The organism is Paenarthrobacter sp. JL.01a (assembly GCF_025452095.1).
GTDB lineage: Bacteria > Actinomycetota > Actinomycetes > Actinomycetales > Micrococcaceae > Arthrobacter.
In genome coordinates this window covers 817,706-843,122 of record NZ_CP104877.1, presented here as the reverse complement: position 1 = coordinate 843,122, position 25,417 = coordinate 817,706, and the positions used below count along the sequence as shown (strand labels likewise).

General features: G+C 59.7%; 24 protein-coding genes and 2 pseudogenes. 20 read left to right on the top strand and 6 right to left on the bottom strand.

Features of this window, described 5'->3' with window-relative positions; translation table 11 throughout:
• Positions 1-415: 415 nt before the first annotated feature.
• The gene (locus tag N5P29_RS04075) at positions 416-1,393 is read right to left on the bottom strand and encodes a helix-turn-helix domain-containing protein (RefSeq protein ID WP_262277388.1); all 978 of its coding nucleotides are present in this window, start codon (positions 1,391-1,393) and stop codon (positions 416-418) included.
• A 232-nt stretch (positions 1,394-1,625) separates the two neighbouring features.
• Here N5P29_RS04075 and N5P29_RS04070 point away from each other — a divergent pair, with 232 nt between their 5' ends.
• The 9 genes from N5P29_RS04070 to N5P29_RS04030 all read left to right on the top strand — a co-directional run bounded on the left by N5P29_RS04070 (position 1,626) and on the right by N5P29_RS04030 (position 9,164).
• Positions 1,626-2,852 carry an acyl-CoA dehydrogenase family protein gene (locus tag N5P29_RS04070; protein ID WP_262277387.1) on the top strand — a complete coding sequence of 409 codons (1,227 nt, stop codon included), beginning with the start codon at positions 1,626-1,628 and terminating at the stop codon, positions 2,850-2,852.
• Between the two features lies 1 nt (position 2,853).
• Entirely contained in the window at positions 2,854-3,366 is a 513-nt protein-coding gene (locus tag N5P29_RS04065) for a flavin reductase family protein (RefSeq protein WP_262277386.1), read from the top strand.
• 18 nt (positions 3,367-3,384) lie between these two features.
• Positions 3,385-3,669, top strand: a complete 285-nt coding sequence (locus N5P29_RS04060) for an antibiotic biosynthesis monooxygenase family protein (protein ID WP_262277385.1) — start codon at positions 3,385-3,387, stop codon at positions 3,667-3,669.
• Positions 3,670-3,812: 143 nt separating this feature from the next.
• Positions 3,813-4,916: a maleylacetate reductase gene (locus tag N5P29_RS04055; protein ID WP_262277384.1), complete on the top strand. Its 1,104-nt coding sequence runs from the start codon at positions 3,813-3,815 to the stop codon at positions 4,914-4,916.
• Positions 4,917-4,946: 30 nt separating this feature from the next.
• On the top strand, positions 4,947-5,852 hold the full coding sequence (locus tag N5P29_RS04050; protein ID WP_262277383.1) for a hydroxyquinol 1,2-dioxygenase: 906 nt from the start codon (positions 4,947-4,949) through the stop codon (positions 5,850-5,852).
• Positions 5,853-6,009: 157 nt separating this feature from the next.
• Positions 6,010-7,026: an amidohydrolase family protein gene (locus N5P29_RS04045; protein ID WP_262277382.1), complete on the top strand. Its 1,017-nt coding sequence runs from the start codon at positions 6,010-6,012 to the stop codon at positions 7,024-7,026.
• Positions 7,027-7,176: 150 nt separating this feature from the next.
• Positions 7,177-7,563: a nuclear transport factor 2 family protein gene (locus N5P29_RS04040; protein WP_262277381.1), complete on the top strand. Its 387-nt coding sequence runs from the start codon at positions 7,177-7,179 to the stop codon at positions 7,561-7,563.
• A 106-nt stretch (positions 7,564-7,669) separates the two neighbouring features.
• On the top strand, positions 7,670-7,927 hold the full coding sequence (locus tag N5P29_RS04035; protein ID WP_262277380.1) for a hypothetical protein: 258 nt from the start codon (positions 7,670-7,672) through the stop codon (positions 7,925-7,927).
• A gap of 169 nt (positions 7,928-8,096) precedes the next feature.
• Complete coding sequence (locus N5P29_RS04030; protein WP_262277379.1) at positions 8,097-9,164, top strand: alpha/beta fold hydrolase; 1,068 nt, start codon at positions 8,097-8,099, stop codon at positions 9,162-9,164.
• A gap of 594 nt (positions 9,165-9,758) precedes the next feature.
• On the opposite strand, the gene N5P29_RS04025 is transcribed toward N5P29_RS04030, so the two are convergent.
• Positions 9,759-10,823: an Lrp/AsnC family transcriptional regulator gene (locus N5P29_RS04025; RefSeq protein ID WP_262277378.1), complete on the bottom strand. Its 1,065-nt coding sequence runs from the start codon at positions 10,821-10,823 to the stop codon at positions 9,759-9,761.
• A gap of 223 nt (positions 10,824-11,046) precedes the next feature.
• On the opposite strand from N5P29_RS04025, the gene N5P29_RS04020 reads away from it, so the two are divergent.
• From N5P29_RS04020 to N5P29_RS04005, 5 genes and pseudogenes are all read left to right on the top strand, one after another.
• A complete protein-coding gene (locus tag N5P29_RS04020) occupies positions 11,047-12,408 on the top strand; it encodes an amidohydrolase (RefSeq protein WP_262277377.1) in 1,362 nt (453 codons plus the stop codon).
• Positions 12,409-12,481: 73 nt separating this feature from the next.
• A complete protein-coding gene (locus N5P29_RS04015) occupies positions 12,482-13,813 on the top strand; it encodes an MFS transporter (RefSeq protein WP_262277376.1) in 1,332 nt (443 codons plus the stop codon).
• Positions 13,814-14,546: 733 nt separating this feature from the next.
• The gene (locus N5P29_RS04010) at positions 14,547-14,756 is read left to right on the top strand and encodes a hypothetical protein (protein ID WP_262277375.1); all 210 of its coding nucleotides are present in this window, start codon (positions 14,547-14,549) and stop codon (positions 14,754-14,756) included.
• 982 nt (positions 14,757-15,738) lie between these two features.
• A pseudogene (locus N5P29_RS21065) lies at positions 15,739-16,083 on the top strand (hypothetical protein); the annotation flags it as partial.
• Between the two features lie 33 nt (positions 16,084-16,116).
• On the top strand, positions 16,117-16,368 hold the full coding sequence (locus tag N5P29_RS04005; RefSeq protein ID WP_262277374.1) for a hypothetical protein: 252 nt from the start codon (positions 16,117-16,119) through the stop codon (positions 16,366-16,368).
• Positions 16,369-16,579: 211 nt separating this feature from the next.
• Here N5P29_RS04005 and N5P29_RS21060 read toward each other — a convergent pair whose 3' ends face one another.
• Entirely contained in the window at positions 16,580-16,903 is a 324-nt protein-coding gene (locus tag N5P29_RS21060) for a helix-turn-helix domain-containing protein (RefSeq protein WP_410007894.1), read from the bottom strand.
• Positions 16,904-17,033: 130 nt separating this feature from the next.
• Between N5P29_RS21060 and N5P29_RS21055 the strand changes: the two are divergent.
• Together N5P29_RS21055 and N5P29_RS04000 are read left to right on the top strand one after the other, a co-directional pair.
• Positions 17,034-17,084 (top strand): annotated as a pseudogene (locus N5P29_RS21055) (hypothetical protein); the annotation flags it as partial.
• Positions 17,085-17,250: 166 nt separating this feature from the next.
• On the top strand, positions 17,251-18,231 hold the full coding sequence (locus tag N5P29_RS04000) for an RNA-guided endonuclease InsQ/TnpB family protein (protein ID WP_262277373.1): 981 nt from the start codon (positions 17,251-17,253) through the stop codon (positions 18,229-18,231).
• Positions 18,232-19,464: 1,233 nt separating this feature from the next.
• Here N5P29_RS04000 and N5P29_RS03995 read toward each other — a convergent pair.
• From N5P29_RS03995 to N5P29_RS03985, 3 genes are all read right to left on the bottom strand, one after another.
• Positions 19,465-19,860, bottom strand: a complete 396-nt coding sequence (locus N5P29_RS03995) for a helix-turn-helix domain-containing protein (RefSeq protein WP_262277372.1) — start codon at positions 19,858-19,860, stop codon at positions 19,465-19,467.
• On the bottom strand, positions 19,857-20,156 hold the full coding sequence (locus N5P29_RS03990) for a hypothetical protein (protein WP_262277371.1): 300 nt from the start codon (positions 20,154-20,156) through the stop codon (positions 19,857-19,859). Before N5P29_RS03990 ends, N5P29_RS03995 begins: the two co-directional genes overlap by 4 nt.
• Positions 20,157-20,376: 220 nt before the next feature.
• Positions 20,377-20,607 carry a helix-turn-helix transcriptional regulator gene (locus N5P29_RS03985; protein ID WP_262277370.1) on the bottom strand — a complete coding sequence of 77 codons (231 nt, stop codon included), beginning with the start codon at positions 20,605-20,607 and terminating at the stop codon, positions 20,377-20,379.
• Between the two features lie 184 nt (positions 20,608-20,791).
• Here N5P29_RS03985 and N5P29_RS03980 point away from each other — a divergent pair, with 184 nt between their 5' ends.
• The 4 genes from N5P29_RS03980 to N5P29_RS03965 all read left to right on the top strand — a co-directional run bounded on the left by N5P29_RS03980 (position 20,792) and on the right by N5P29_RS03965 (position 25,345).
• Positions 20,792-21,457, top strand: coding sequence for a hypothetical protein (locus N5P29_RS03980; RefSeq protein WP_262277369.1), 666 nt, complete (start codon positions 20,792-20,794; stop codon positions 21,455-21,457).
• Positions 21,444-22,589, top strand: a complete 1,146-nt coding sequence (locus tag N5P29_RS03975) for a tyrosine-type recombinase/integrase (protein ID WP_262277368.1) — start codon at positions 21,444-21,446, stop codon at positions 22,587-22,589. The genes N5P29_RS03980 and N5P29_RS03975 overlap by 14 nt, the downstream gene beginning before the upstream one ends.
• Before the next feature lie 364 nt (positions 22,590-22,953).
• Positions 22,954-24,312 (top strand): hemolysin family protein, encoded by a 1,359-nt coding sequence (locus tag N5P29_RS03970; RefSeq protein WP_262277367.1) that lies wholly within the window; start codon positions 22,954-22,956, stop codon positions 24,310-24,312.
• Entirely contained in the window at positions 24,305-25,345 is a 1,041-nt protein-coding gene (locus tag N5P29_RS03965; RefSeq protein ID WP_262277366.1) for a hemolysin family protein, read from the top strand. Before N5P29_RS03970 ends, N5P29_RS03965 begins: the two co-directional genes overlap by 8 nt.
• Positions 25,346-25,417: the final 72 nt, after the last annotated feature.

Below are 25,417 nucleotides of genomic sequence, written 5' to 3'. Positions count from 1 at the left end.
TGCACAAGCCGGCTCTCGGAAGCTCCCCGCCACGGGTTTGTAAGTCCAATAGAGACGGGAGGAAAACCTCGCCTCTGGTAGTTGGCCAGCGTTGAAGCCTGGTGAGCGAACAAAGCGGCTATGAACTTGAACCGCCACATGCGGGTCTTAATGATCTGCGCCATTGCTGATCTCTCCTTAGTAGTTTTAGTCCTCCTGTGGATGACTAACTTGGAAGGTAAGCCTAGGTCTCGCGTCTTGCGTCCGAAATCCCTTTTGCGCAGTGCGCTATCAATATTGCGTAGTCACGGCGATTGCCGCCCACTGTTCAGGGTCGTGCCGCCTGCACTCCACCGAGGACGGCCCCGGTCTTTCCTAGCAGGATGCCATGAAGCCTAGTGTTGGCTTTTGGGGAACAGTTGGTGCCGGAGGAAGATCAGCGCGGGCGAGAGGCCGAGGGAGTCTCGCCGAAACGCTCCCGGTAATACTTGGCAAACTTTCCCAAATGGTTGAAACCGCATTGCATGGCGATATCACTGACAGGCAGCCGGCTGGTCAGTATCAGCTCGCGTGCGAGGTCAAGGCGTGCGTTCCGCAGGTACGTCAAAGGTGAAACGCCGAGGTGGTCATTGAAGCTGTTTTGCAATTGCCTGGCACTGATGCCGGCAATCAAGGACAGGTCCCCCAGAGTGTAGGGGGTTGAGGGATTCTCCCGTATGGCATCCATAACCCGGCGAACAGTTCGGGGACGGACAGGGCCGCCGGTCTCCCGCAGCATCTCGTAGAAGGAGTGGTGCTGCGTCAGGATCAAACCACTTATGAGCGTACGTTCCAGGTTCTCTACGTGATGGGAAGCGGCAGGAGTCCTGTCCATGTCATTGACGTAGTCAACCATCAATTTCATGCCTTCAAGCCACCTGCTGCCCGCAGATGAGCTGAGGTCAAAGGCCAAGTCAAAGTCGATTTTTCCTTTGAGGGATCTTCCCAGGAGTGCTTCCATTTCACGCTCGACCGCGATGCGGTCAATTTTCCAGCACCATTGCGGGGACATTTCGTCCCAGTTGGGGAGGAAGGTGCGTTGACCCGGGGTGAACACAGCAGCGCGTAGGGGTGTTGCGATTACTTGTTCCTGGCCACAGAACGAAACAACCTGCCCGTGGAGGGGTACGTTGACGTGATAGGCGCCCAGATCGCCAGGGTCTACGGATACGCGCCCCCTAAAGTGCACGAGTCCGATGGTCGAGAGCCTAAGGTGCGAGACGCTGAGCCGGGGCTGTATGTCTGAGTCGCTCGGCTCCCGCAGTTGCACGCGAGCCGGATAAAAGTGGCTGTTTAGAGCTTGGCTGAATTCATCAAAGTCAGTAGAGCGGCTGACTTCCTTGCCTGCTAACAGCTCATCATCTGATGGAAACAACGCCTTTGCCGTTCCTTGTCTTTCCTGGCGCGGGGAGCACTTGTTGGTGGCCCAGCCTGTTCTGTTCTGTCCGATAGGTGTTCAAACACTAGTGTCGCCGGATTCATTTCACCCTGGGATAGAGCGGTTGCGCTTTGGGGATAGTCCCCTTCGTCAATGGGATTTCTACCTCGGAATCCCGGACCTACGGTAGTTGAACCAGTGATCCACATCATATCTCTAAGGACATATCATGACGCAGACCCTCAGTGAAGCGGGCCGTGACTCCATAGCCGCTCCCGTCGATATCGAACCCAACGAGGATATCGTCGCCCGCGCTACCTCACTCATTCCGCTCATCCGCAAGTACGCGGAGCAGTCCTCCGACGACCGCCGCGTTGCCCCCGAGGTCATCGCTGCCTTGGAGGAGGCGGATCTTTTCAGCCTCCTGGTTCCTGCCCGTTACAGCGGGCACGAGGCGAACCTGCGCACTGCGATGGAGACAATCGCAGAAGTGGCCAAGGGAGATGGTTCTACTGCATGGGCTGTCGCGCTGCTGAACGTTTGCACCTGGTTCGCCACCACCTTCTCCCAGGAAGCCCAGGATGACGTCTTCGGCGCAAACCCGAAGGCCAAGGTATCCGGCATCTTCACCCCAGGCAGCAAAGCCGAACGGGTCGAGGGGGGATATCTCGTCAGCGGTGAATGGCCCTACTCCTCCGGCTCGTTCGCCGCAGACTGGGCCACGTTAGGAATAGCCCTTCCGGATGCCGGTGACAATGATCCCCGCGCCCTGGCCCTGATCCCCAAGGAGGCGTGGACGATCCGCCCGACTTGGTTTGTCGCTGGCATGCGTGGCTCCGGCAGCGACACGATTGTCGTTGAGGACCACTTCGTCCCTGAACATCGGGTGCAGCGCTTCGTTGACATGCGCGAGGCAAATTTCCTGACACCGCACCAGGCAGAGGAACGCAATTCCAACATGGCCTTCATCCCGGTCGCTGCCCTGATTTTGGTCGGGGCCCAGATTGGCTTGGCGCGCCATGCCTTGGAACTTACCTTGGCCAAGCTCCCGGATAAGCGGGTCGCCTACACGCAGTACACGGCAGCGAAGAACTCCCCCACCCACCAGCTGGGAGTTTCACGCGCAGCTAACCGGTTCCACCTCGCTGAACTGCTTATGCGCCAGGGATGCCTGGATATCGACCGGGCAGCAGCAGAGAGGCACCTTCCGGATCTGCTCACCCGAGGCAGGATCCGCAATGACACCGGCATCATCGCCGAACTGGTCAAAGAAGGTATTGACGACCTCATGACCGCCAACGGTGCTGGCTCCTTCGCAGATGCCAACGTTCTGAACCGCATCTGGCGGGACGCGGAGATCGCGGGCCGGCACGCCTACGTCACGCCTGAAGTAGGCAAGGAAGTATACGGGCGCCTCCTGTTGGGCGCCGACAACCCCCTCACCATGGATGTGTGAAATGACAACTCTTGCAGAATTCGAGACAGATCAAACAGTGGACCCCCAGGAATTTCGTCAGGCGATGAAATTTGTCCCGACGCCCGTCGCGATCGTGACGGCGATGACAGAGGACGGCCCCGTGGGCATGACCGTAGGCTCTTTCACCTCTGTCTCGCTGTCACCTACGCTGGTGACGTTCTTCGTGGACGTCAGCTCAACGACCTGGCCTCGACTCAAAACGTCCCCGACTTTCACCATCAACGTCCTCGGACACGACAAGGGAGACCTCTGCCGCGCCTTCTCCAGGAAGGGATCGGACCGGTTCGACGGAGTTGACTGGTCTGTGAATAAGAGCGGGAATCCCGTTTTGGCCGATGCTTCAGTCAGCCTGGAATGCACCACGTACAGCACCCTGATCCTGGGCGACCACGTACAAGTGGTGGGCGAAGTACGAGGTTTCGAGGTCCACGACGAAGGGATGCCCCTGGTCTTTTTCAACGGAAGCTTCCTTGACCTGGCCGACCGCGCGTAGCAGACAGGAGATACCGGCATGATCTACGAACACGCGCACCTGACCATCAGCCCCGAGGAATCGGACGCTTTCGAATCGGCATTCGCATCAGCGCGGCACCACCTGGAATCTGCTCCCGGATGCCGCTCCGTCGATCTCACGCGCAGCATCGACCAACCGTCGACCTACTTGCTGAAAGTTGGATGGGACCGCATCGAAGACCATCTTGAAGTGTTCCCCACCACGGACAACGCCCGAAGCTTTGGACAATCGGTTGCTACCTATTTCCAAGAAAAGCCCCTCGTAGTGCACTTTCCCGGGTAGGGCTTGGAATCGCGGGGCCGGTTTCCGGCCCCGCGACCTCCGGCCAACAACAGCGCGAAGCCGGAGCCGGCCACTGGGGCGAATCAAAGTGCTTGGGGCAGGGACGTTTCCGCCCGAGACGAGCACAGAAAGACGAGAATTTAATGGAATTTGAACATGTCACCCTTGGTCAGCGGGTTCTCTTCGGAACAGGCCAAGTCTCCACTAATATCGCCAGGGAGGCGCGTCGCCTGGGAAGCAGGCGCATCATGGCTATTGCCTCGAAATCGGAGGCCTCAGCCGCCCGTGCATCATTAAATGATGTCCCCGTAGCCCTGTGGTGGCATAACGTGGCTCAGCACGTCCCCGTTGAGGTAGCCGAATCCGCCCGATCCGCCGCCGCTGAAGCGGAGATTGACCTGATCGTGTGCGTAGGCGGGGGGTCAACGACTGGGCTGGCAAAGGCCGTGGCGCTGACCAGCGGCATCCCCGTTGTAGCCGTCCCCACAACCTACGCCGGATCCGAAGCCACCAATATGTGGGGTATCACCGAAAACCGCACCAAGACCACCGGCATAGACGACAAGGTCCTCCCGGTCACCGTCATCTACGACGCGACACTATCCAGGACGCTGCCGGTGGCGCTGTCGGTCTCCTCCGGCCTCAACGCACTTGCACACTGCGTGGATTCCCTCTGGGCACCCAAAGCAGACCCCATCAACCAGGCTCTGGCACTGGAGGGAACCCGGGCGATCGCACGGGCTCTGCGCGGCATCGTCTCCAACCCGGATGACATGGACGCCCGCGAGCAAGCACTCTACGGCTGCTACCTTGCAGCCGTCTCCTTCGCCTCCGCCGGATCTGGCCTGCACCACAAGATCTGTCACGTTCTGGGTGGAACATTTGACCTGCCTCACGCCGAAACACACGCCACCATCCTGCCCTACGTGTTGGCACTGAACGCACCGTCGGTGCCAGAGCTGTCCTCGCGCTTGGCCGAAGCGCTGAGTACCCCCGAAGCCAATAACAGGCAGGCCCCTGAGGGCGCCGTTGATGCACTAAACGCACTCCGTGACATCCTCGGCGCGCCCACACGTCTTTCCGACTACGGCTTCAAAGCCACCGATATATCGGAAGCTGTCCATCGGATCCTGAAAGTGGCTCCCGCGTCCAACCCGGCACCCGTTACCGAGGCCAGCATCCGCCGCCTGCTCTCGGACGCGCTCGACGGAACAGCACCCTCCGTCGCGCTGAGCTTGGCACAGTAACCACAACCAAACGCAAGCAGGAGATGCACCATGATCGACACCACCTCTCACGGTGTCAGCCCGGCGCAAGCCGCAGCCGAGAAAAAACTCACTGACACCGTCGTCGCGTCTTTCGAAGCCACATCAGATGACCGGCTGAAAACACTGCTGCAGGCCCTAGTAAAGCACCTGCACGCCTACATCCGCGAAGTTCGACTCACCGAAGACGAATGGAACCAAGCCATCGAATTCCTCACCCAGGTGGGGCACATAACGGACGACAAACGTCAGGAATTCATCCTTCTCTCTGACGTACTGGGCGCTTCCATGCAGACCATCGCCGTCAACAACCCGGTCTCCGGAAACGCCACCGAAGCCACCGTCTTCGGTCCCTTCTTCACGCAGGATGCCCCGGAGATACCCATCGGAGGAGACATCTCAGGAGGGGCACCGGGCCAAAGCTGCTGGGTGGAAGGAACCGTCACCGACACCGCGGGCAATCCTGTCCCCGGCGCACGGATTGAGGTGTGGGAAGCAGACGAAGACGGGTTCTATGACGTTCAGTACGACGACGGCCGCGTCACCGGCCGCGCGCACCTTTACTCCGACCATGAAGGAAAGTACGCCTTCTGGGGGCTGACTCCGACCCCCTACCCGATCCCACACGACGGCCCCGTCGGACGAATGCTGGAGGCTACCGACCGCTCCCCCGTCCGAGCGTCCCACCTTCACTTCATGGTGACCGCCCCGGGCCAACGGACCTTGGTCACCCACATATTCGTCGAGGGAGATCCCCAAATCGAAATAGGTGACTCCGTCTTCGGCGTCAAGGACTCGCTCATCAAGCGTTTCGAGACAAAAGCCCCTGACACCCCTACCCCTGACGGGCGCGACCTTAACGGCCATTCATGGGCAAGGACCCGCTTCGATATCGTCCTTGCCCCCGCAGAGATCTAAGGCCTTACGCGCCCGTCCGCCAAAGGCTGCGGGCGCGTGCAGAAGTACCAGCCAAAATGAGCACTCAAACGGCAACAATCAACCCAACTAGATAGAGGAGGCACCGGTGAATGCAAAGTCGCTTTTTCCGGTTCAAAGGCGAACGATTCTTCAAGCAATGGGAGTGGGTGCTGTTTCCCTCCCGCTGGCAGCAGTGGGGACAGCGCCGGCCAGCGCAGGGGGCCCAGCCTACGGGGCAAATGGTCCGTCCAGGATCGATGTACATCACCACGCGTCGCCGGCCTTTTATAAAGACTGGCTGGTTTCCCGCGGCCAGACCGCAGGAGGATTGAAGATCCCCGACTGGTCAGTTCCCATGGCTAAAGAGATCATGGATCTGCACGGAGTCAGGACCTCAATCCTTAGCATCTCAACACCAGGCGTCCACCTTGGTGATGATACTGAAGCGCGAACGATGGCGCGCCGCGTCAATGAACACGTTGCAGAAATAGTCAAAGACGAACCCGCCCGGTTCGGCCTCTTCGCAACTCTGACTCTCCCCGACGTTGCCGGGGCCCTCGAAGAACTCGCCTACGCCTTCGACACCCTGCACGCCGACGGAGTCATCCTTCTGGCAAATTCACGAGGCGTTTACCTGGGCGACCCGGCGTTCGATCCCCTCATGGAGGAACTAAACCGCAGGCACGCAGTTGTCTTCGTTCACCCCTCAAGTCTTCCTGCCAACCCCATCGCAGGAGTCCCTCCATACATCGCCGACTTCCTCCTCGACACCACAAGGGCCGCCGTGAATCTGGTGCGCAAAGGCACCACCACTCGATACCCGAACATCCGGTACATCCTGGCGCACGGCGGAGGATTCCTGCCCTACGCCTCTCACCGGATTGCCTTCACCTTCGGGCTTGATGGATCGGCCTGGACACCTGAAGCCGTACTCAATGAACTGGGCAAGTTCTACTACGACACCGCGCAAACCTCTGCCCAGGCTGCCTTCCCGACACTCCTGGAATTTGCAGGAGAAGACCGTGTCCTGTTCGGAAGCGACTTCCCGCACGTCACGGCGCCAGGGGTGGCATATTTCACCAAACAGCTGGACGAATCACGATTGCCGGCAAAGACACAGCGGGCAATCAATCGCCAAAACGCACTTGCGCTCTTCCCGCGACTCGCGAACTAGGTATGCCCTCACGGCACTGAAAGCCCCAGGGCTGACCGCTTAGGGCTAGGAATGGGGGCCCCTCAGGCCCCCATTCCCGTGCTCACATCCATCAAGAGCAGACGGGATCGTCGATACCAGATGACCTCCGTCAGTTGAGTCAGGAGAACCATGTCCCCTATACATGATCCGCAGTCCCTCATCCGGCGCCTGGAAGAAACCCGCTATACGGCGGCTCTTGAACCCGATCTGGCAACCTTTGAAGGCCTATGCCACCCACAGCTCGTCTACTCACACTCCGGTGGCAACCGGGATTCACGAACCGAGTACCTCGACAAACTCCGGACGGGGGCGCTTCGCTACCGCCGTATAGAGCATGACATTGACAACATCCTCATCATCGGAGACACGGCACTAGTCTTCGGCCAGATGAGCGCGGACGTCACAGTAAACGGCACCGACAAGACCATAAACAATCGGTCGTTGGCGGTATGGGTTCAGGATGCCGGGAACTGGAAGTTTGCCGCATACCAGCCAACTCCCTCTTCGGGCGGGTAAAACCTTAAACCACGTGCGGCCCAGGTAGAAATACATGAACAATAGAAACACTCTGACGAGTACAGGCAAGCTCCCGGCAGTCCACTCATGCGAACCGGGTGTTCACATGACGCCTCCGCGCCGGGGTTCACCCCTCCTGATAAAGCAATGGAAGTACCTGTGGCGGGCCGAGTTTATAGAACTCAAACGCGGACCAAAAGTACTCGAAACAGGCTGGGTCGACGACCTAACCGGCGACGGGACCATCCTGTGGATTCAACTCAGCCAAGGGAAGGGGAGAAAGATGATCCACCAGAACGATGGCATCGACGTCTGGCGCGTAGACTCGCGCATCTACCAAGACCGCGACCCCGACTTCAGCTAGCGGCCCTTGGCACTGCCAGCCGGCCGCCTCGTTGCTTACGGCCCCACTTCTGCCCCGGCCATCCAGGACAGCAACAGACCTGGCAATGCCGAGACAGACATCCAACGACGGGCCAGAAATGACTCGCCCGGCCTTCTTTGCGAGGCGGTGCGCGAGCCGTTCGACAGAGGTGGCACAGCAGGCACTGGCGGAAGGGAACTTCGGGGCCCTGGGCGACGGCTACATATCCATGTACTTCTTCAGGAACGAACCCCACAAACACGGAGCGGTTCCGGGCATCACTCCCAGTCCCAAGCGCATCGCCAGGCGCTTCCGACTATGGATAAGGCCACCTTCGGAACTCCAGACCAAGTGTTGCCCCGGTGGGCCGAATCGCAACCGGCGCAAGCCGGCATTCCTACTCAGTTCGACCAGCAATCCACACGAAGAGGAGTTCCAGATGACATCTCACACCATCAGCCAGCACGCTGTGGCATCAACCGACGGCACCATGATTGGGTTCCGCAAAGCGGGCGACGGCGCCCCGATAGTCATAGTCCACGGCAGCATCTCCACGGGAGACCAGTGGCTCCCCGTTGCCGAGCAACTGGCTAAAAGCAACACCGTATATGTAATGGACCGCCGCGGGCGCGGGCTAAGCTCCGACGCCGACGACTACTCACTAGCCACGGAAGTCGAAGACATCAAAACCATAATGGCCGTCGCTGGCGACAACCCAGCCCTTCTTGGCCACTCCTACGGCGCCATTTGCGCCCTGGAAGCTGCAAGGACCGGGGCACCCGTATCGGACCTTGTGCTCTACGAACCGCCGCTGCCAGTTGACTCACCGACCGCCGGCCCGGCTCTCGACGACTATGCCGCCGCCATAGAGGAAGGCGACGGAGAGAAGGCCATCCACATCGCCGCCGCACACTTCCTTCGCATCAGCCCTGAAGAGACCGAAGCCTTGGCGGCAACACCCCTGTGGCCCGACATGGTCCGGCTCAGCCCCACATGGACGCGTGAACTACGAGAGATCGACCTAACAGCGGCACTCATTCCCCAATATCTGAAGATACCAACACGCACGCTGCTACTGGTCGGCGAAGCAAGCCCATCACACATGATTGGCGCCTCCCGCCACCTAAAGAACCTACCGAACTCCACAGAGATAACGTTCCCTGGACAGACACACTTCGCCCACATCACCGACCCAGCAGGAGTAGCAGAAGTCATAAGGCTGTTTCTGCAAAAGTAGTTCGGTCGTTGAACACCCCCTTTAGCCAGCACTTCAGTGGCGGCCAACATCTGGGGAGTTCCTTATTGCCAGGCTCATCCGCTGCGCTCAGGCCCGTAATAGGAACGCTGCCCAAGTAGTTCCCTCTCATCGGGCTCGGGACTTGTCGGATTGGGCAACGCGAAACCTTGGGTCCCACGGACATGTATCCACCCGCCGTGCTGTGGGAGCCCATGCTCGCATTAGGCAAGCTGTTGTCGGGGCGACAGAGTTGCTGGAAGCGGCGGCTTGCGGCCGGTCTTTCCTCCGTGGGCAACGGCAGCAGCCGATACAGCACGAGCGCGCTCGAAAGCTGCCGTTCATTGAGCTGTGCGGAGGCGGCCACGATCGTCATCATGGCGCGTGCCAGGGCTGCCCCAGACATCCCGGTCGAGACCACAGGCAATGGCATCGCTCAGGCAGCCCAATACTTGAAGTCGTGCCCTGTGAATCCCTCCGGAAGCGCCCCGTAGATGTCCTGGTGAATGACCAGCGGTCTATGCCGGCGCACCGCCTCGATAGACCGATAATCTGCCGGCAACGCTCATGCCGGGCCGGCGCTGACGGCAGATATTATCAGGGCCCAGGGCGCAGCTGTGCCCGATCCGGCAAGCCTTCCACGTCCCCCATCGAGGTTTGTCGCACGTCGGTGGAAACGCTGCCGATAGACCATCCGTCGTCGTCCATCAGTCTGCCGATTAGCTTGATCGTCCGAAGGACCGTTGTTCGATCAACGATCCGTAGGTGTGGGAGCTTGCGCGCGATTTCCGCTTCGAAGGTTTGGACGTGTTCCAGTGAACGTAACCAGGCGGTGATGAAAACATTGTGCTTTCCTGCATGCGTACTGACTCCGCGGATTTCCGGCAGGGTGGTGAGGGCTTCAGCAGTGGAGTCGAGTCTCTCCGCCGGGCACACACCGAAGAACGTGGCGTAAACGGGAGTTCCGGAGAGACTGCGAGCTACCTCCGTGCGGAGAATTGATTGATTGTTGAGCAGATCGTCGAGTCGACGCCGGGCAGTCGAGGGACTAACCCCAAGCTCGTAAGCCAATTGTTTGATCTCGATGCGGGGATCCCTGTTCAGGGCATTGAAAACTGCCCATTCCGCGTCTGTCAACTGCCTCGATAGAGGCTTGACCATTACGGCACTAGGCGGGCGCAGGCGCCTACTCTGTTCGGCGTTCAGCGCGCCCAATCTCCAGCCAGTGGCTTCCCTGTAGATCCTGACGATAGGAAAAGTCCGGACGGCGCGGATTCCGTCGATCTGGGCGAGTCGGTCCAGAACGTACCGTGCGAGCTCCTTGCTGGTACATGTCCAGACCATGACCTGCAGATCACGACCACCTGCGTTGATGGTGATGGAGACAGACGCGCTATCACGGGCGAGCTGTTGTGCAACGTCGGCCGTGCGCCCGTGGACACAGTCGATTTCGACGTGGGCGATAGCTGTGAGCGACTCGTAGGGAGGATTGCACGCTATCCATGCCGCACCTGCATCTTCGAGGCGACGCCAGCGACGTGCCGCTGTGGCGGGATCAATGCCAATTACGCCGGCGATCTGGCTCCAGGACGCTCTGGGCCTGATCTGTAGGGCATTGATGATTTGCAGATCCACCTCATCCGGAATGAACGAATCAGACATGAGCATCTAAGAAATTTCTCTGATCATGCATAAAAGATTACACGCATGAAAATCCGGTCAGAATGAAAAAACCACCGCAGCTTTGAGTTCACCCTCCGCGCAAGGGATCTCGGCTTTGGAGGGGCCTCCCGGCCAGCGCCGTAAAGAGGCCACCCACCGCAAGCAACCACGTTCCAAACCCGTCCGAGTACGTCTTGAAGAGTACTCAAATCAGGAGGTCATCATGGCGCTCAAAGAGGAGACTCTGGGCTCTGCTCATCCAAGGACCGCACAGGATATCAAGGCCCGCGTCCTGGCGGAGATCGACAGGCAGGCTGAACGGATCGTCGCGATTAGCCGTGAAATCCAACTGCACCCGGAGACAGGATTCCGCGAATTCGGCACCGCCCGTCGTATTGCTGCTCAATTCGAAGACATGGGTATCGATTACCGTTCAGGCCTTGCCAGGACTGGTGTCAAAGCTCGTATGACTGGACGATCAGATCGTCACACAGTGGCACTTCTCGGTGAAATGGATTCCGTCATCACCCCGGACCATCCCCTGGCAAATCAGCACACCGGGGCGGCGCACGCGTGCGGACACCACATCGAGATTGGCGCCATGATTGGTGCCGCCCTAGGACTTCAAGGCGTTATGGACCAGCTCGATGGTGACGTGGTCCTCTTCGCACTCCCAGCCGAGGAACTTATCGAAGTGGACTGGCGGCTTTCGCTGCGTGAGGCCGGTGACATCGAGTTCGTCTGCGGAAAACCCGAACTCATCAGATTGGGAGAATTCGACGATATCGACCTGGGCCTGATCACCCATCCAAGCACGGACAGCACCGCACCACTATTTACGATGGGCCACAGTTTCACAGGCTCCATCTTGAAAAAGGTCACCTTCACCGGCAAAACCGGACATGCAGGTGAGAACCCGCATGAGTCAATTAACGCGCTCAAGGCACTGACGCTGGCTCTAACGGCCCTCGAAAGCCAACGTGAGACTTTTAGAGACGAGGACTCCGTCCGGATCAGCCAGTTGATCACCAACTCGGGCGAAATGGTCAGCACCATCCCAGGTCTGACTGAACTCGAAGTCATGATCAGAGGAAGATCAATCGAGGCCTTGGAAGACGCATCCAACAAGGTCGATCGAAGCATGCAGGCCGGTGCCGTGGCGGTGGGCGCAGAGGTAGAGATCACCACGGTCGTCGGATGCTTCCCATTCAAACAAGATCAGCCATTGGTAGAGCTGGTTGACAGCAACGGAAGGCAACTCTTCGGAGACAATGCCATCGAGGGCCACGGCAGGCCAATCGGTGCATCAACCGACTCCGGAGACCTTCAGTTGCTCCTCCCGCTGGTCCTCCCCTTGGTCAACAGCGGCTGCGACGGCCTCATCCATTCCCGCGACTTCACCATCGCCGATCATGTTCTCACCGCCGTCAACAACGCAAAACTTCTAGCTGTCAGCGTTGTTGACCTCCTCTGTGATGGTGCAACCAAGGCGAGCCAAGTCATCGAAGAGAGCGGTCCCAAGCTCGACCGCGAAGCATTCCTAAAGCTCCGGCGCCGGATGGAAAACACCAAGAAATTCCTCTGATGGCACACCAACGCGCACCTTACGAAGCGGCGCGCGACAACTCCCCAACATCCCAGCTCAGAAAGTAAGACCGATGAATGATTCACAACTAACCCAACTCTCTCCAACCAAGAACGCCGATACAGGCCAAAGGCAGCAAAAGCGCAAAAACGCCCTTGGTACTGGCCTCGGCAATGCTCTTGAGTTTTACGACTGGACCATCTACGCCACGTTCACCCCCTTCTTCGCCACCCAACTGTTCAACAACGCTGACCCGCTTTCCGCCGTGTTATCCACCCTGGGGGTCTTTGCCATAGGTTTTCTCGCACGCCCGCTAGGTGGTTTTGTTTTCGGTTGGATCGGAGACCGAGTCGGTCGAAAGACCTCGATGAGCCTAACGGTGGGACTCGCGGCAGTCGGGAGCCTGCTGATCGGTGTTGCTCCCACTTTTGCAACCGTTGGGGCCTGGGCCTCGGTGGTCCTGGTGTGTGCAAGGGTACTGCAAGGCCTTGCGCATGGTGGTGAACTGCCCAGCGCCCAGACCTTTATCTCAGAAGTAGCTCCAAGGGAGAAACGCGGCCTGTGGTCCTCCCTTATCTACGTCTCGGCAACTATCGGTGTGCTCTTTGGGACACTGCTGGGCGCGGTGCTTACCGTCATACTCTCCAAGCAGGACATGCTCGCGTGGGGCTGGAGGCTCCCCTTTCTTTTGGGTGGCGTGTTCGGCCTCTACGCACTCGTTATGCGAATGCGCATGAGCGAGAGCGAAACATTCGCCAACGACAGTTCAAAGGCCCGACAGTCTTCCATGTGGCGCGAGATCGTCAAACACCGCAAGCAGGCCATTCAAATCGTGGGAATCGGGATGGGTGGAGGCGTGGCCTTCTACGTCTGGAGCGTCGCAGCCCCGGTCTTCGCATCCACGTCCTTGGGAATCGACCCCGGCCAAGCGTTGTGGGCCGGGGTCGGTGCCAACGTGGTGTTCCTAGCTGCACTCCCCTTGTGGGGCAAAGCATCTGACCGCTTCGGCCGCAAACCAATCCTGTGGATCAGTTTCATCGGCGCAGCCATCATGTTTTTCCCCATGACCTGGCTACTGCGCGACTCCGCCTGGCAGCTGTTCATCTCCATGTCAGTCATGCTTTTCTTTATCGCAGCGAACGCAGCAATAGTCCCAGCGTTCTTCGCCGAGATGTTCCCCACAGGCATCCGCACAGTGGGCGTAGCGGTCCCCTACTCCATCCAGGTTGCCATTTTCGGTGGAACCGCACCGTATCTGCAGACATGGCTGAACTCAACCGTGGGTCCCGTCGCCTTCACGGTTTACGCGGTCACCTTACTGCTCATCGCTGCTGCCGTCATCATCACCGTTCCGGAGACGAAAGCCAAGGACCTCAGCCAAGGAGCAACCGGGCCTGAGATGTGACGGACACCGACGTTCGGCCCGCTGTTCCAGGCCAAATCGGAGGTTGGATTTGGTTTGGACGCGGGCTGGACGGTGTATGGGTCTCGCGAGCTAAACGGTTTCCGTGCAATTGGATGAAGCACGACGAGAGGGCGGCGATAAACACCTCAGACACACAAAGGGTAGGCATTTCCGGCTCCCTTATTACGACAAGTGTCAGACTAGCTGCGCGAGGACGAACGCGTTGAAGCCACGCGAAGGTGCGAACCCGCCGCTCCAGATGCGCGTCGGACATTCCGGGTCCTGGTCAGTGTCGAGATTTTTCGTAATCATGCCGGACGCGTGTCATGGCGCGCACGGCCTAACAGGTCGGCTGACCCGGAGCACATCTTGGTACCATCCCGAGATGGGTCCGCCGCATGTAAATCCTCCGTTTGTCCACTCTCATTCCCGTACGACTTGGCGGGCGCTATCACCGGCGGGCAGGGGCCCGCAGAAATTGAGAGTCTCCCCCCACCCCTTCGCTTGCATCAGATCATGGGCATGGTAGTTGTCACCCATATTGAAGCGGTTACCGGTCTCAAGGGTTGCTGCCATTGTTGATTCCCAGATGCCGGTTGGACCAGACGCATCAGGCAAGGCGGACATCACCCTGTGATGCGTCGAGATGATGCACTCATGGACTACTCGAAGTTGCCACCAACGGCTTTGGCAAGGTCTTTACGGCAGTTACTGGGAAAGGGATGATCATTTCATGCCAGTCGCAAGCGTTGTGCGCGCACTCAAGGTCACGTCGTGGGCACTCGTTGCCCTCGGCTTCCTGCTGCTGGCGACCGGCGTCCTGAGTGGCTTGTGGGCCTGGACCTACATCGCATTGGTAATGGCAATGTCGCTTGCGGAGTCGATACTTAGGGGCCGCGAGGAAATCCGACAGGAACGGGCCCACCAGACGAACGCCGAGTAGGGTCGGACATGCCCACGGCTCAGTCAGCAGCACCTGTCAAGCAAGAAATTGCGTGGGCACGGCGACACTTAGGAGAGAGCCATTCCTACCCAGCTGGCGGTGACATTCGTAGTGGTGCCTGCCGGCTCAGCAGCCCCACAGGAGGCCGTGTGCGCCGAGATTCTGACGACGCTTCGATTGCCTCCGGGGCAGGGTAGCTCGACCAAACACACGTGCATTTTCGCGGTGCGACCTGGTCTCCGCGATAGAGCATCCTCGATCCCCACGAGAGCTGGGTGGTTCTGGGGATGGGCCACGCGTACTGCATCTGAGTGACGCAGGTGCGCTTTCCGTTATTCCGCGCGAGAGACGCGGGTGAGTTTCCCTCCCCACCTCGCCCTCCTAATCGCCCTAGCTCGTACGAGAGACGCAGGTGACTCCGAAAAAGGAGGCACGACGATACAAGCCACGGACGCTTGTCTTGACGGCACGGTGTCAATGGCCAGTAGTTTCTGCCCACGGGCGGCCAGTTGATGTTCCCGCTGGTGGCGAGCAAATTCTGCCCGGTGTGGCCAACGGATCTGCCCACTGAGCTTGGCGACGCACCGTGCCAGGGTGGGTGTACGCCATAGGTGCCCGCGAGGAACTAAGTGATCGGTGGGGTATGACAGCCCGGACGTTCCGTCCGGAGGCCCCGGTACAGATCCCAGATGGAGACACTCTATGGTCCAGGCCGAGCCCCACCATCACTGGTAGCTTGTCAGCCCGCCGATCCGCGCGGTTGGCTCCGCGGGCCGCCAGCAGCCAACACCCACTAGATACCTAAAAGGGTCACTGCGGACCCAGCAATCGAAAGCAGGCCGAAAACCGCCCAGTGGCGCCTGGAAACCGGGGGCCGGATAGGCTGAAGGGGCTGAAAAAGTGGGACAAGGATGGGCGCGATTTGGCTAAGGGGAAGACCTGCCTAGAGGGCGGCTGCGAGGCACGGGCAATCAAGCGGGACATGTGCGAGAAGCATTACAAGGCGTGGTTGCGTAAGCAGCCGCAGTGTCGGGCGGAAGGCTGCACCACAAGGTTGTTCCCCAGGGACAGGAAAACGAGATCCGACTACTGTCGGCCCCACGAGCAACTAGCTCTCACCACCAGATCCAAAGCTGCCCAAGAGAAGACACTGGCCAGATTCCTTAGTGCTATCGAACCTGACTGGGTGTACGGCTGCTGGTTATGGCGAGAGACCCCTGATGACGGTTACGGGAAGTTCCATGCCGGCGGGCCATGGCTAGCCCACCGCTTCGCCTACGTCTGGTTCTACGGTGGCCACGCCAAAGGTAAGACTTTGGACCACATTTGCAACCGTAAGCTCTGCGTGCGGCCAGACCACATGCAGGTTGTCACCGGGACTGTAAACACCAAGCGCCGCGATGCGAGAGCCTTTGCTCCCGCCGGGACAGCCTGGGCCTTGGGCCACATCCCTGTCAGCCCGGAAATGGACGCGTGGGCCGAAGCCAATGGCCTGCCCTACGGGAACCCGGCCGGGCTGGGACACCTTGCCAGTTTCGCCGGGGTTCCAACACGTCCCGAGATTGGTCACCCCACGGTATCCCTTTCCAGCAACAACGCGGAATCCTTTTGATCCCGGCGGCTCCCCATTCCGTACGCGAGGAAAGACGCTCGCACTACGCCTCGAACATGTCGCAGGCCCTGCAGGATATCCACCCGTTGTGCAATCTTTCCGCCGAAGGCAGATCCCAGATTCGCGGTAAACCTGTCATCCGGCCTCTCATCCGGGCCGCGCTCGACTCTTAAACAACTCCATTTTCTGCGCCTATGGCATGCTCGGGACACTACCTGTCATCTGATTTGCTCATCGCTCTGCTGCCGCCTCGATACGGAGTCACTGATGGACGGCTCTGAGCAGGCACAAACAATTCAGTGACGTCACAGTCCAGGACCGCGGCGATGTCCCACAACCGCTCATAAGCAACACTCTTCCGACCCCACTCGATCCCGATGATCATGGTCCGGCTAAGGCCTGACTCCAAGGCCAGGGCTTCCTGTGACAAGCCCTGCTCAAGGCGAATCTCCCGGATGCGGCCCCCAACAAGCGCACGCCTTTCAGCCCAGCGGAGCGTTTGCTCCCCGGAAGACTGCTGCGGACGTATAGGCACAAATCAATGCCAGTGGAAGTACACTTGGTTTGTCTGCAGCACTAGTAACACATGGTCGATCCCGACGCTTTTAGACCGGGTGGCTTTCGCCACATGAGGACCTGCAGTGATCCGCTCTTACAAGTTCCGCATGTACCCGACCTCGAAGCAGGACGCACTGCTCCGGGCAATGCTGGACGACCACCGGTCCCTCTACAACGCCGCATTGCAGGAAGGTAGGGATGCATGGAAACGTGGCAAGCAGGTTTGGTTTGCCGATCAGGATGCCCAGCTAACTGCGGTACGTGCAGAGGACGAGGATCAAGCGCGCTGGTCCTATTCGGCGCAGGAACAGACACTCCGACGGCTTGACAGGGCATTTAAGGCCTTCTTCCGCCCCTGGATATCCGCGCTTCAAGGGCATCGGCTACTTCGACACGGTGGACCATCGCAATGGCGACGGTGCCAAGTGGGACTCCCACCCGACCCAGACCAGGGTCTACTTTCAAGGTGTTGGCCACATCAAGGTCAAGCAGCATCGCCCTGTCGTGGCACGGCGGTTGACCAGAATCGGCATCAGGCGGGAAGGCCGGCGCTGGTATGTCGTCCTGGCCGCCGATCAGGCGCTGCCGGTGGCGCTGCAAATGACGGGCGTCAGGGTTGGGATTGACCTGGCCACTGGGCCCAACGGGCTAGCGTACACGTCCTTGGGAGAGCGTATCGAAAACCCCGCCTACGGCAGGGCTTCCCAGTCCCGGCTGGCTGATGCCGACAGGACGCTGGCCCGCACCCAGCGGGGATCCAACCGGCGGCGCAAGGCCAGGGAGCGGCTCGCCGATGTGCATCGGAAGATCAGGAACCAGCGCCACGACTATCTCCACAAGGCGGCACGCCGGCTAGTGGACCGTTACGACGTCATAGTGGCCGAAGATCTGAATATCGCCGGTATGACTCGGCGTGCAGCGCCCCGGCCCGACGGGACCGGGGGCTACGAGCACAACGGAGGGAGCGCAAAGACTGGACTCAACCGGTCCATCCGCGACGCGGGCTGGAGATTGTTCCTGGAAATGATACGTGCCAAGGCTGAGAGCGCCGGGCGGGAATTCATCCAGGTCGACCCCGCTTACACGTCCCAGTCATGCAGCAAATGCGGACACCGGGAAGCCGCCAACCGAAATGGCAAGTTTTTCAATTGTCTTTTATGTGGGCATGTGGATGACGCCGATGTCAACGCTGCGGTCAACATACTCAAGTCCGGGCTGGCCCTGCGTGACACAGCGGAAGCCGCTACGAGAAGCCCATCCATCGGGATGACTTCACTTGGGGCTGGGCGCGTCCTTTTTGGTTAGGTACCGAGACGTCGGCGACATCTGCCCGGCGTAACGACATTCAGGGCCGGGCTGGCCCTGCGTGACACGGCGGAAGCCGCGCTACGAGAAGCTCGCATCGTGGAGTGATGTCACATCTTTCTGAGTACGTCTTTAAGGGGAATGAGGTGTTGTCAAGAAATACAAGCCCACGGCCCGTCTAAGCACATTCAGCGGCCATCCATCGGCTTAGGCGTAGGGCTCCAATGTCGGTCAATCCGCATCATCATTTGCCATGGACGGGCTGCGCGGAAGGTTCAGCTCCGAGCTCCCCGGTGCGTTCGAGTTCCCCACACGACGTCACTGGTCCCGCCGTCTTGTCAAAACCTTGTTGAAAGCGGCTGCTGATGATCGATACCGTTCCCGGGTGAGGATGGACCCCGCGGTCCCTAGTGCTGGGACCGTTGTCAGAAATTCGGCGCTCAGGGCCGCTAAATGGCCTTCTTGGGGCGCAGCCCCGCTGAAAGCTTGGCCCCGTGGCGCGGGCTCCACGAGCTCCACCCGTTTACCCGCTTCACGGGAAAAGTGTCCACAACTGCCTCGCATGCGTGGCAGGGCGGCTTGGACAGGGAAAAGCCCAACTGGTGTCCGTATGCCGCCTGAGCGGCACAGGGGTAGCAGAGACCCAGACGCACATAACGGCGCTTGTAGGCGTCGAACGAACGGGCCTGCCTGAGGCTTTCCACACATGCGGCACGCCCGGACGCAGATTTTGTCATGGTTTTCCTCCATCGGGTTGTTTGTGCCGGAGGCACGTCTCAGAAATCGTTGAGTTACGCGGAGCTTGCTCCGCCCTGCGGGCTGCGCGGCGCTCCGCTTGCCTTCACAGCCGAATCGATGAATTCGGCAATTTATATGCGATGCATAGTTGAAACCTGTCCCTGCCCTGAAGGCAGGGTGGGAACAGCCGGAGGCTGGATCTTTAGTGCGGCACCGCCGCTTAGGAGGGGCGCCGTCAGGGGCCCCGACCTCGGAGCACGACGTGGTGGCCATTGGAGTAGTTGTAGTAGAGGTAGTTCCGCAGAGGTAGAACTACTGAGGTAGTTCTACTCTGAGGTAGTTAACCGTGAGGTAGTTAGGGAACGGTTTTGTGGGGGTACCTCGGCCTCTTTGTTGTGGCCAGGGGTACCCCCATTTGCATGAGGTAGGTAGCGGCAGGAGGATCAGCACCCAGCAGTGTCTGCAATACCCACCCCACAAACCAGCGAGTGTTGCCTATCCCTCCTTCGAGGGCTCGTCGAGGCCGTGAATAGACCGAAGCCAGGCTTCGGAATGCACTGCAGCTTCCTCGCACTTGGCCATCGCTACCGACTCCGGTGCATCCGACGGTGGCGTTGTGATGACATACCAGATGGAGTTGTTGAACCGCTGATGCTTCAGAAGATACCCCTCAGATTCAGCAAGAATCGTGTGCTTCGAGATCGTAGCCTTGGAGAGCCCCGTGGCCTTGGAAAGGGCCCGCAGGGACGGAAATGCCTTGCCCGTGTTGTTGTTGGCGAAACTGGCAATCGCCCAACACACAGTCCGTGTCGTCGTGGGAAGGTCCGAATTGCTGATTGCCCTTGCGTACTGCAGTGGGCGCGATGGAATGCCCCGGATCGGAGTCTTCACAGCCCCTCCCCGGGAAGGGTCAGCCGCCAACCGAAGGAATAGTAATATTCGGTGCCCGTATACCAGTTCAGATAGCCGCCAACCTGAAGCTCCTTGATGCCGGCGAGAATGGCGCGGTCAGTGCGGCTGCGGTTCATGTAGCTGTTCAGCCGATGCCAATTGCTGGTGACGATCCGCCCGAGCCCCATCGAATCGCCAATCGTGTATGCCACCTTGCACGCCGCGGAGCTCATCGAGATGTCATTCTTGACGGCCTGAAGCCAGTTGTCCCTGTATTCATTGACCCCGAAACTCACTCGGCCTCCCGTCCAGCAACAACCTGGGGCCGATAATTAACGGAGGGAACAGTCGGCCGCGAACACAGCGCGGCGGTAAGTGGATTCATTTGTCTCCTGATTGATTGGACTGTGAAGACCGGCAATTCGTGCGAGCCGGAGTTCGCTAAAGGGTGGCGTGGATTGTTCACGGGGGGGCCAGGTGTTCGTTCGAGCCGCCCACTGGCGCTAGTTGTGGTCGCTAATGCCGCGTAGCCCGCTGCTGGCGGGCCCAGTTCAGGACGTCGTCGCGCAGGTAGCGACACCGAGAGCCGAACTTGTAGAAACGGGGACCGGATGCCTTGTACTCCGCCAACCATTTCTCGGTGACGTTCAGGTAGGCGGCGACCTGCTTGCGGGTCATGTAGGGCGAAGCGGGCAAGGGTTCGCCCGGCATGGGCGATCCCGAAGCTGCCACGGCAGAACTGCTCATATGTGCATCTCCTTCGTCAAAGCACAGCTCAATCACCAAGCAAGCTGTGCGCATTTCTGAAGACCTTGACCACATTCAGTGGCGGTCTGCGGTGATATAGATCACCCTAATGGCCTAGCTAACGAAGAAAGGGTGAAACATAAATACAGCTGACTTGGCAAACAGGCTGTGCTATCGTTTGGGCATGAAATCGCCGTCGCTTCCGTCCCTAGGCCCCAACGTAAAATACCTCGGTAAGCGCACAGGGCCAGACGAAGAATACTGCCGGCTCGACGGCCTGCCATTCAAGCGACTTGTCGGCAGGTACCGGGTGGACGACTTCCTGGTTGAGATTGGCTGGGTTGTCGACTACAAACTTGGCAGCTTTCGTGAGCCCCATCAGTTGACGATCCAGTTTGACTCGGAGGACTTCGGCATCAAGGTTGCCTCTGACCCACATTCCCAACATGCCTCCGCGCTAAATGGAATCACCACGTCATTGTTGCGTTCCATCCCCATGGCGCATGCGCGTGCGCTCATGCGCGACCGGCACGAGCAACTGTCGGTTGCCGCCCTAAAGGATGAAATAACGCCGCTACCGGCCCGCGTCAATTCGGAAGCCGACTACGTCCATGTGTCATGCGCCTACGTTGCCCTTGGCTCCTGTTCCGTGGAACCCATTAAACGACTTGCTGAGTGGACCGGCGAGAGCGCGGACACATGGTCGGCGAGGCTGCGTCGAGCCCGTGCCAAGGGGATTCTCGAAGGGCGTGGCCGCAACTCGCGGATAGCTCCGTCCTATCTCAAACGGTCAAACGAACTCTGGATGAGGATGCGCGCAGGCAAGGACAACCCTGATGGCCGTCACTAAGCTCTCCAGCGGCAAAAAACGCTGGCAGGCAGACTGGACCACCCCAGACGGACGTCGGCACCGAAAAAACTTTGACACCAAGCGCGAAGCCCATGACCACTGGCAGGCGATGCTGCGCTCGATCCGCAGCGGGACCTACATCGACCCGAAGGCAGCGTCCAAGCTCACCGTTGACGGCCTCTACCAGGACTGGATTCACCGGATCTCGACGGTGGGCGCAAGAGGACGAAAACCCGCCAGCCCCAAGACGGTAGACAATTACAGACGTTGTTATGAGAACTACGTGAGCCCTCGCTGGGGCACCACCCCTATCAGCAAGGTTCACTATGACGATGTTGCGGCATGGGTAGTCGGCCTAAACGGGCAGGATGGGAAGCCTGCTGGACCCACCACCAGGCGCGAGGTTGCACTGCACTTCGGTCGGCTCATGGGCCACGCCGTTAAGCGGCGCCTGCTGGCGGCCAACCCCGCCAAGGATGCTCTCGGCCAAATGGACTATGTACCTGCCCGCGTCAAACAGCGACAGCACGTCTACCTGACGATGCCTCAGCTCGCATCCCTCGCTGCAGCGTGCAAAGGCTTTGAACTGATGGTCATGGTTGCGGGAACATGTGGCCTCCGATGGGGCGAAATCACTGCGCTCACGTACGGAGATCTCCATCTCGGCGCAAAACCCAGCTTGACCATCAGCAGGGCCTACTCCGAGATCGGTGGAAAGCTCGTTTTGGGTCCTACAAAGAGCGGGGAAAACAGGGTCGTGCCGTTGCCGAAGGTTGTGGCCGAGCGACTTGCTGCCACAGCGGGTTCCGGCTCGGTAGGAACCCGAGTTTTCAGCGGCGGGCGAGGATCGGCGCTCCGAGACAGTACGTGGACTAAACGCCACTACTCCCCCGCCATCGCACGCCTCCGCGCGGAGGATCCTGACTTTCCCCGTCCAACGTTCCACGATCTCCGCCACACGGCTGTCAGCTTGGCCATCAGCTCCGGGGCCAACGTCAAAGTGGTTCAACGCATCGCCGGTCACGCCACTGCTACGATGACCTTAGATACGTACGCTGGACTCTTTGATCACGATCTCCACGACAGCGCCGAGCGTCTGAATCGAGCCTTGGAAGCGATGAACTGGAAGTAGGGTCGTCACTTTTTCGACACCCAACCCGGCTGAATCCCTTGGAATTACTGCCTGTTGGTTTTCACTCGTAATGAAAAGGTCATCAGTTCGATTCTGATAGGAAGCTCGGGACAAACCCCCTGGAGATCTTCGGATTTCCGGGGGTTCTCGTTTTTTGGTCAGACGCCTGCGCATCACGCCACCGGGACCTTCAACGATCCGGCCCTCCAGCGGGTTCCGGTTTCCGCCTGCGGCGCACAAGCGTCCGACGGCGGACGGTCACCCGGTAGACTGGCCCACACTATGGATGACCCTCCTTCACATATGCCCAGGCCCCTCTGCTCACTGACCGGATTGCCGGTTTCCACGGGAGAGGGGCGCCCGAATGTATGAGTGGATCATGCTCGGCATAGGCCTTGTCCTCACTGTCGGCACTGGATTCTTTGTTGCTTCGGAATTCGCACTGGTCAACCTGGACCGCGCTGAACTCGAGGTCCGCCAAGCCCGCGGCGAAAAGCGGCTGGGGCCAACCATCAAGGCCCTCAAAATTACCTCCACGCACCTCTCCGGCGCGCAGCTGGGTATCACTTTGACCACCCTGCTTACCGGGTACACCTTTGAGCCTGCCATCAGCAGCATGCTCAGTGCACCCCTGCAGTCTTTGGGACTGCCCGCAGCTTTGGTTCCCGGAGTCGGAGCCGTCGTGGGTATTTTCGTGGCAACCGTGTTCTCCATGGTGATCGGCGAGCTGGTTCCCAAGAACTTCGCGCTGGCCCTTCCGTTGGCAACTGCCAAGGTGGTAGTCCCCTTCCAGGCTCTGTTCACAGCTGTTTTCAAGCCGGCGATCCTGCTGTTCAACAACACTGCCAACAAGATCATCCGTTCCTTCGGCATCGAACCGAAGGAGGAGCTCTCCGGCGCCCGCTCGGCAGAAGAACTGTCATCGCTGGTACGCCGTTCCGCGACTGAAGGCCTGCTGGACCAGGACCACGCCGAACTGCTGAACAGGACCCTGCGCTTCTCCGAGCACACCGCTGGTGACGTCATGACTCCGCGTGTCCGGATGGTTGCCGTGGATGCTGATGACACGGCGGCCGAAATCGTTGCCCTCGCATCAGCTACCGGATTCTCGCGGTTCCCGGTGATTGGCCGGGACCGGGACGAGGTGCTGGGTGTGCTGCACGTGAAGCAGGCCTTCGCTGTGCCCCTGGAACGGCGTGAAGCAGTGACCGCCACGGAATTGATGACCCAACCGCTGTACGTTCCTGAATCCAAGGACGTCGACTCTTTGCTGGTTCTTCTGCGGAAGCAGGGCCTGCAGGTGGCCATCGTCTCGGACGAACACGGCGGAACTGCGGGGATCGTCACCCTTGAAGACCTGGTGGAAGAAATCGTGGGCGAACTTGAAGACGAACACGACCGTGCCCGCGCCGGCGTGGTCCGCGTTGGCCGCTCCATCACCTTTGATGCCTCATTGCGACCCGATGAACTGCTGGACCGCACGGGGATCGTGGTTCCGGAAGGCGAGGAATACGACACCGTCGCCGGTTTCATGTCCGACCAGTTGGACCGTGTGCCGGAGCTCGGCGACGAAGTTGCCATCTCCGGGGGTGTCCTTCGCGTGGAACGCGTAGCAGGAGCCCAGTTGGGACGCATCCGCTTCACGCCGGGTCCCGACGCGGAAACAACCAGCACCCACGACCAGATCGTTGACAAGATTTCCGAGGAGCTCGGCCATGAGTGAGTACCTTCCAGGCATTATCTGGCTGGTCATCCTGCTGGTAGTCAACGCCTTCTTCGTTGGCGCCGAGTTCGCTGTGATCTCGGCCCGTCGTTCGCAGATCGAGCCCAAGGCCGAGGCTGGCAGCAAGGCCGCCAAGACGACACTGTGGGCCATGGAGCACGCCACCCTCATGCTGGCCACGAGTCAGCTGGGCATCACCGTGTGTTCCCTGGTGATCCTTAACGTCTCCGAACCTGCCATTCATCACCTGCTGGAGATTCCGCTTGGCCTGACGTCACTCCCGGCAGAAGCCATTGGCATCATCGCGTTCGTGGTGGCTTTGCTGCTGGTGACGTTCCTGCACGTGGTCGTGGGCGAGATGGTCCCGAAGAACATCTCCTTCTCCGTCCCGACCCGGGCAGCCCTGATCCTCGCTCCCCCGCTGGTCCTCGTGGCCAAGATCTTCAAGCCGGTGATCTGGACCCTGAACGGGATCGCCAACTCTGTGCTCCGCCTCTTCCGGGTGGAACCCAAGGACGAGGCCACCAGCGCCTACACACTGGACGAAGTGGCCAACATCGTTGAGCAGTCCACGCGCGTGGGCACGCTCAATGACACCAGTGGCACATTGACCGCGGCCTTCGAATTCACGGCCAAGACCGTGGGCGACGTCGAAGTGCCGATCGCCCGGATGGTGCTTCTACCTGCCACGTCGACACCGGCCGACATCCAGCGGACGGTCGCGGAGCACGGCTACTCCCGGTACATCCTCACTGACGCGAACGGGGAGCCATCGGGGTACCTTCACTTGAAGGACGTCATGGACCTGACGACGCCGGAGAAATTCAACCGGCCCGTACCTGAGAAGCGGATCCGCCAACTCGCCTCGGTGTACGTGGGAAGTGAACTGGAGGACGCATTGGCTTCCATGCGCCGCAGCGGTTCGCACGTCGCCCGCGTCTTCAACGCCGAGGGTGTCACTACCGGCATGTTGTTCCTCGAGGACATCATCGAAGAGCTGGTCGGTGAAGTCCAGGACGCGACCAGCGCCTGACGACGCACTGCAGCCCTGTTGTGAGGCCCGCTCTGCGCCCCAAGATCACGCCAAAGCGCGCAGAGCGGGCCT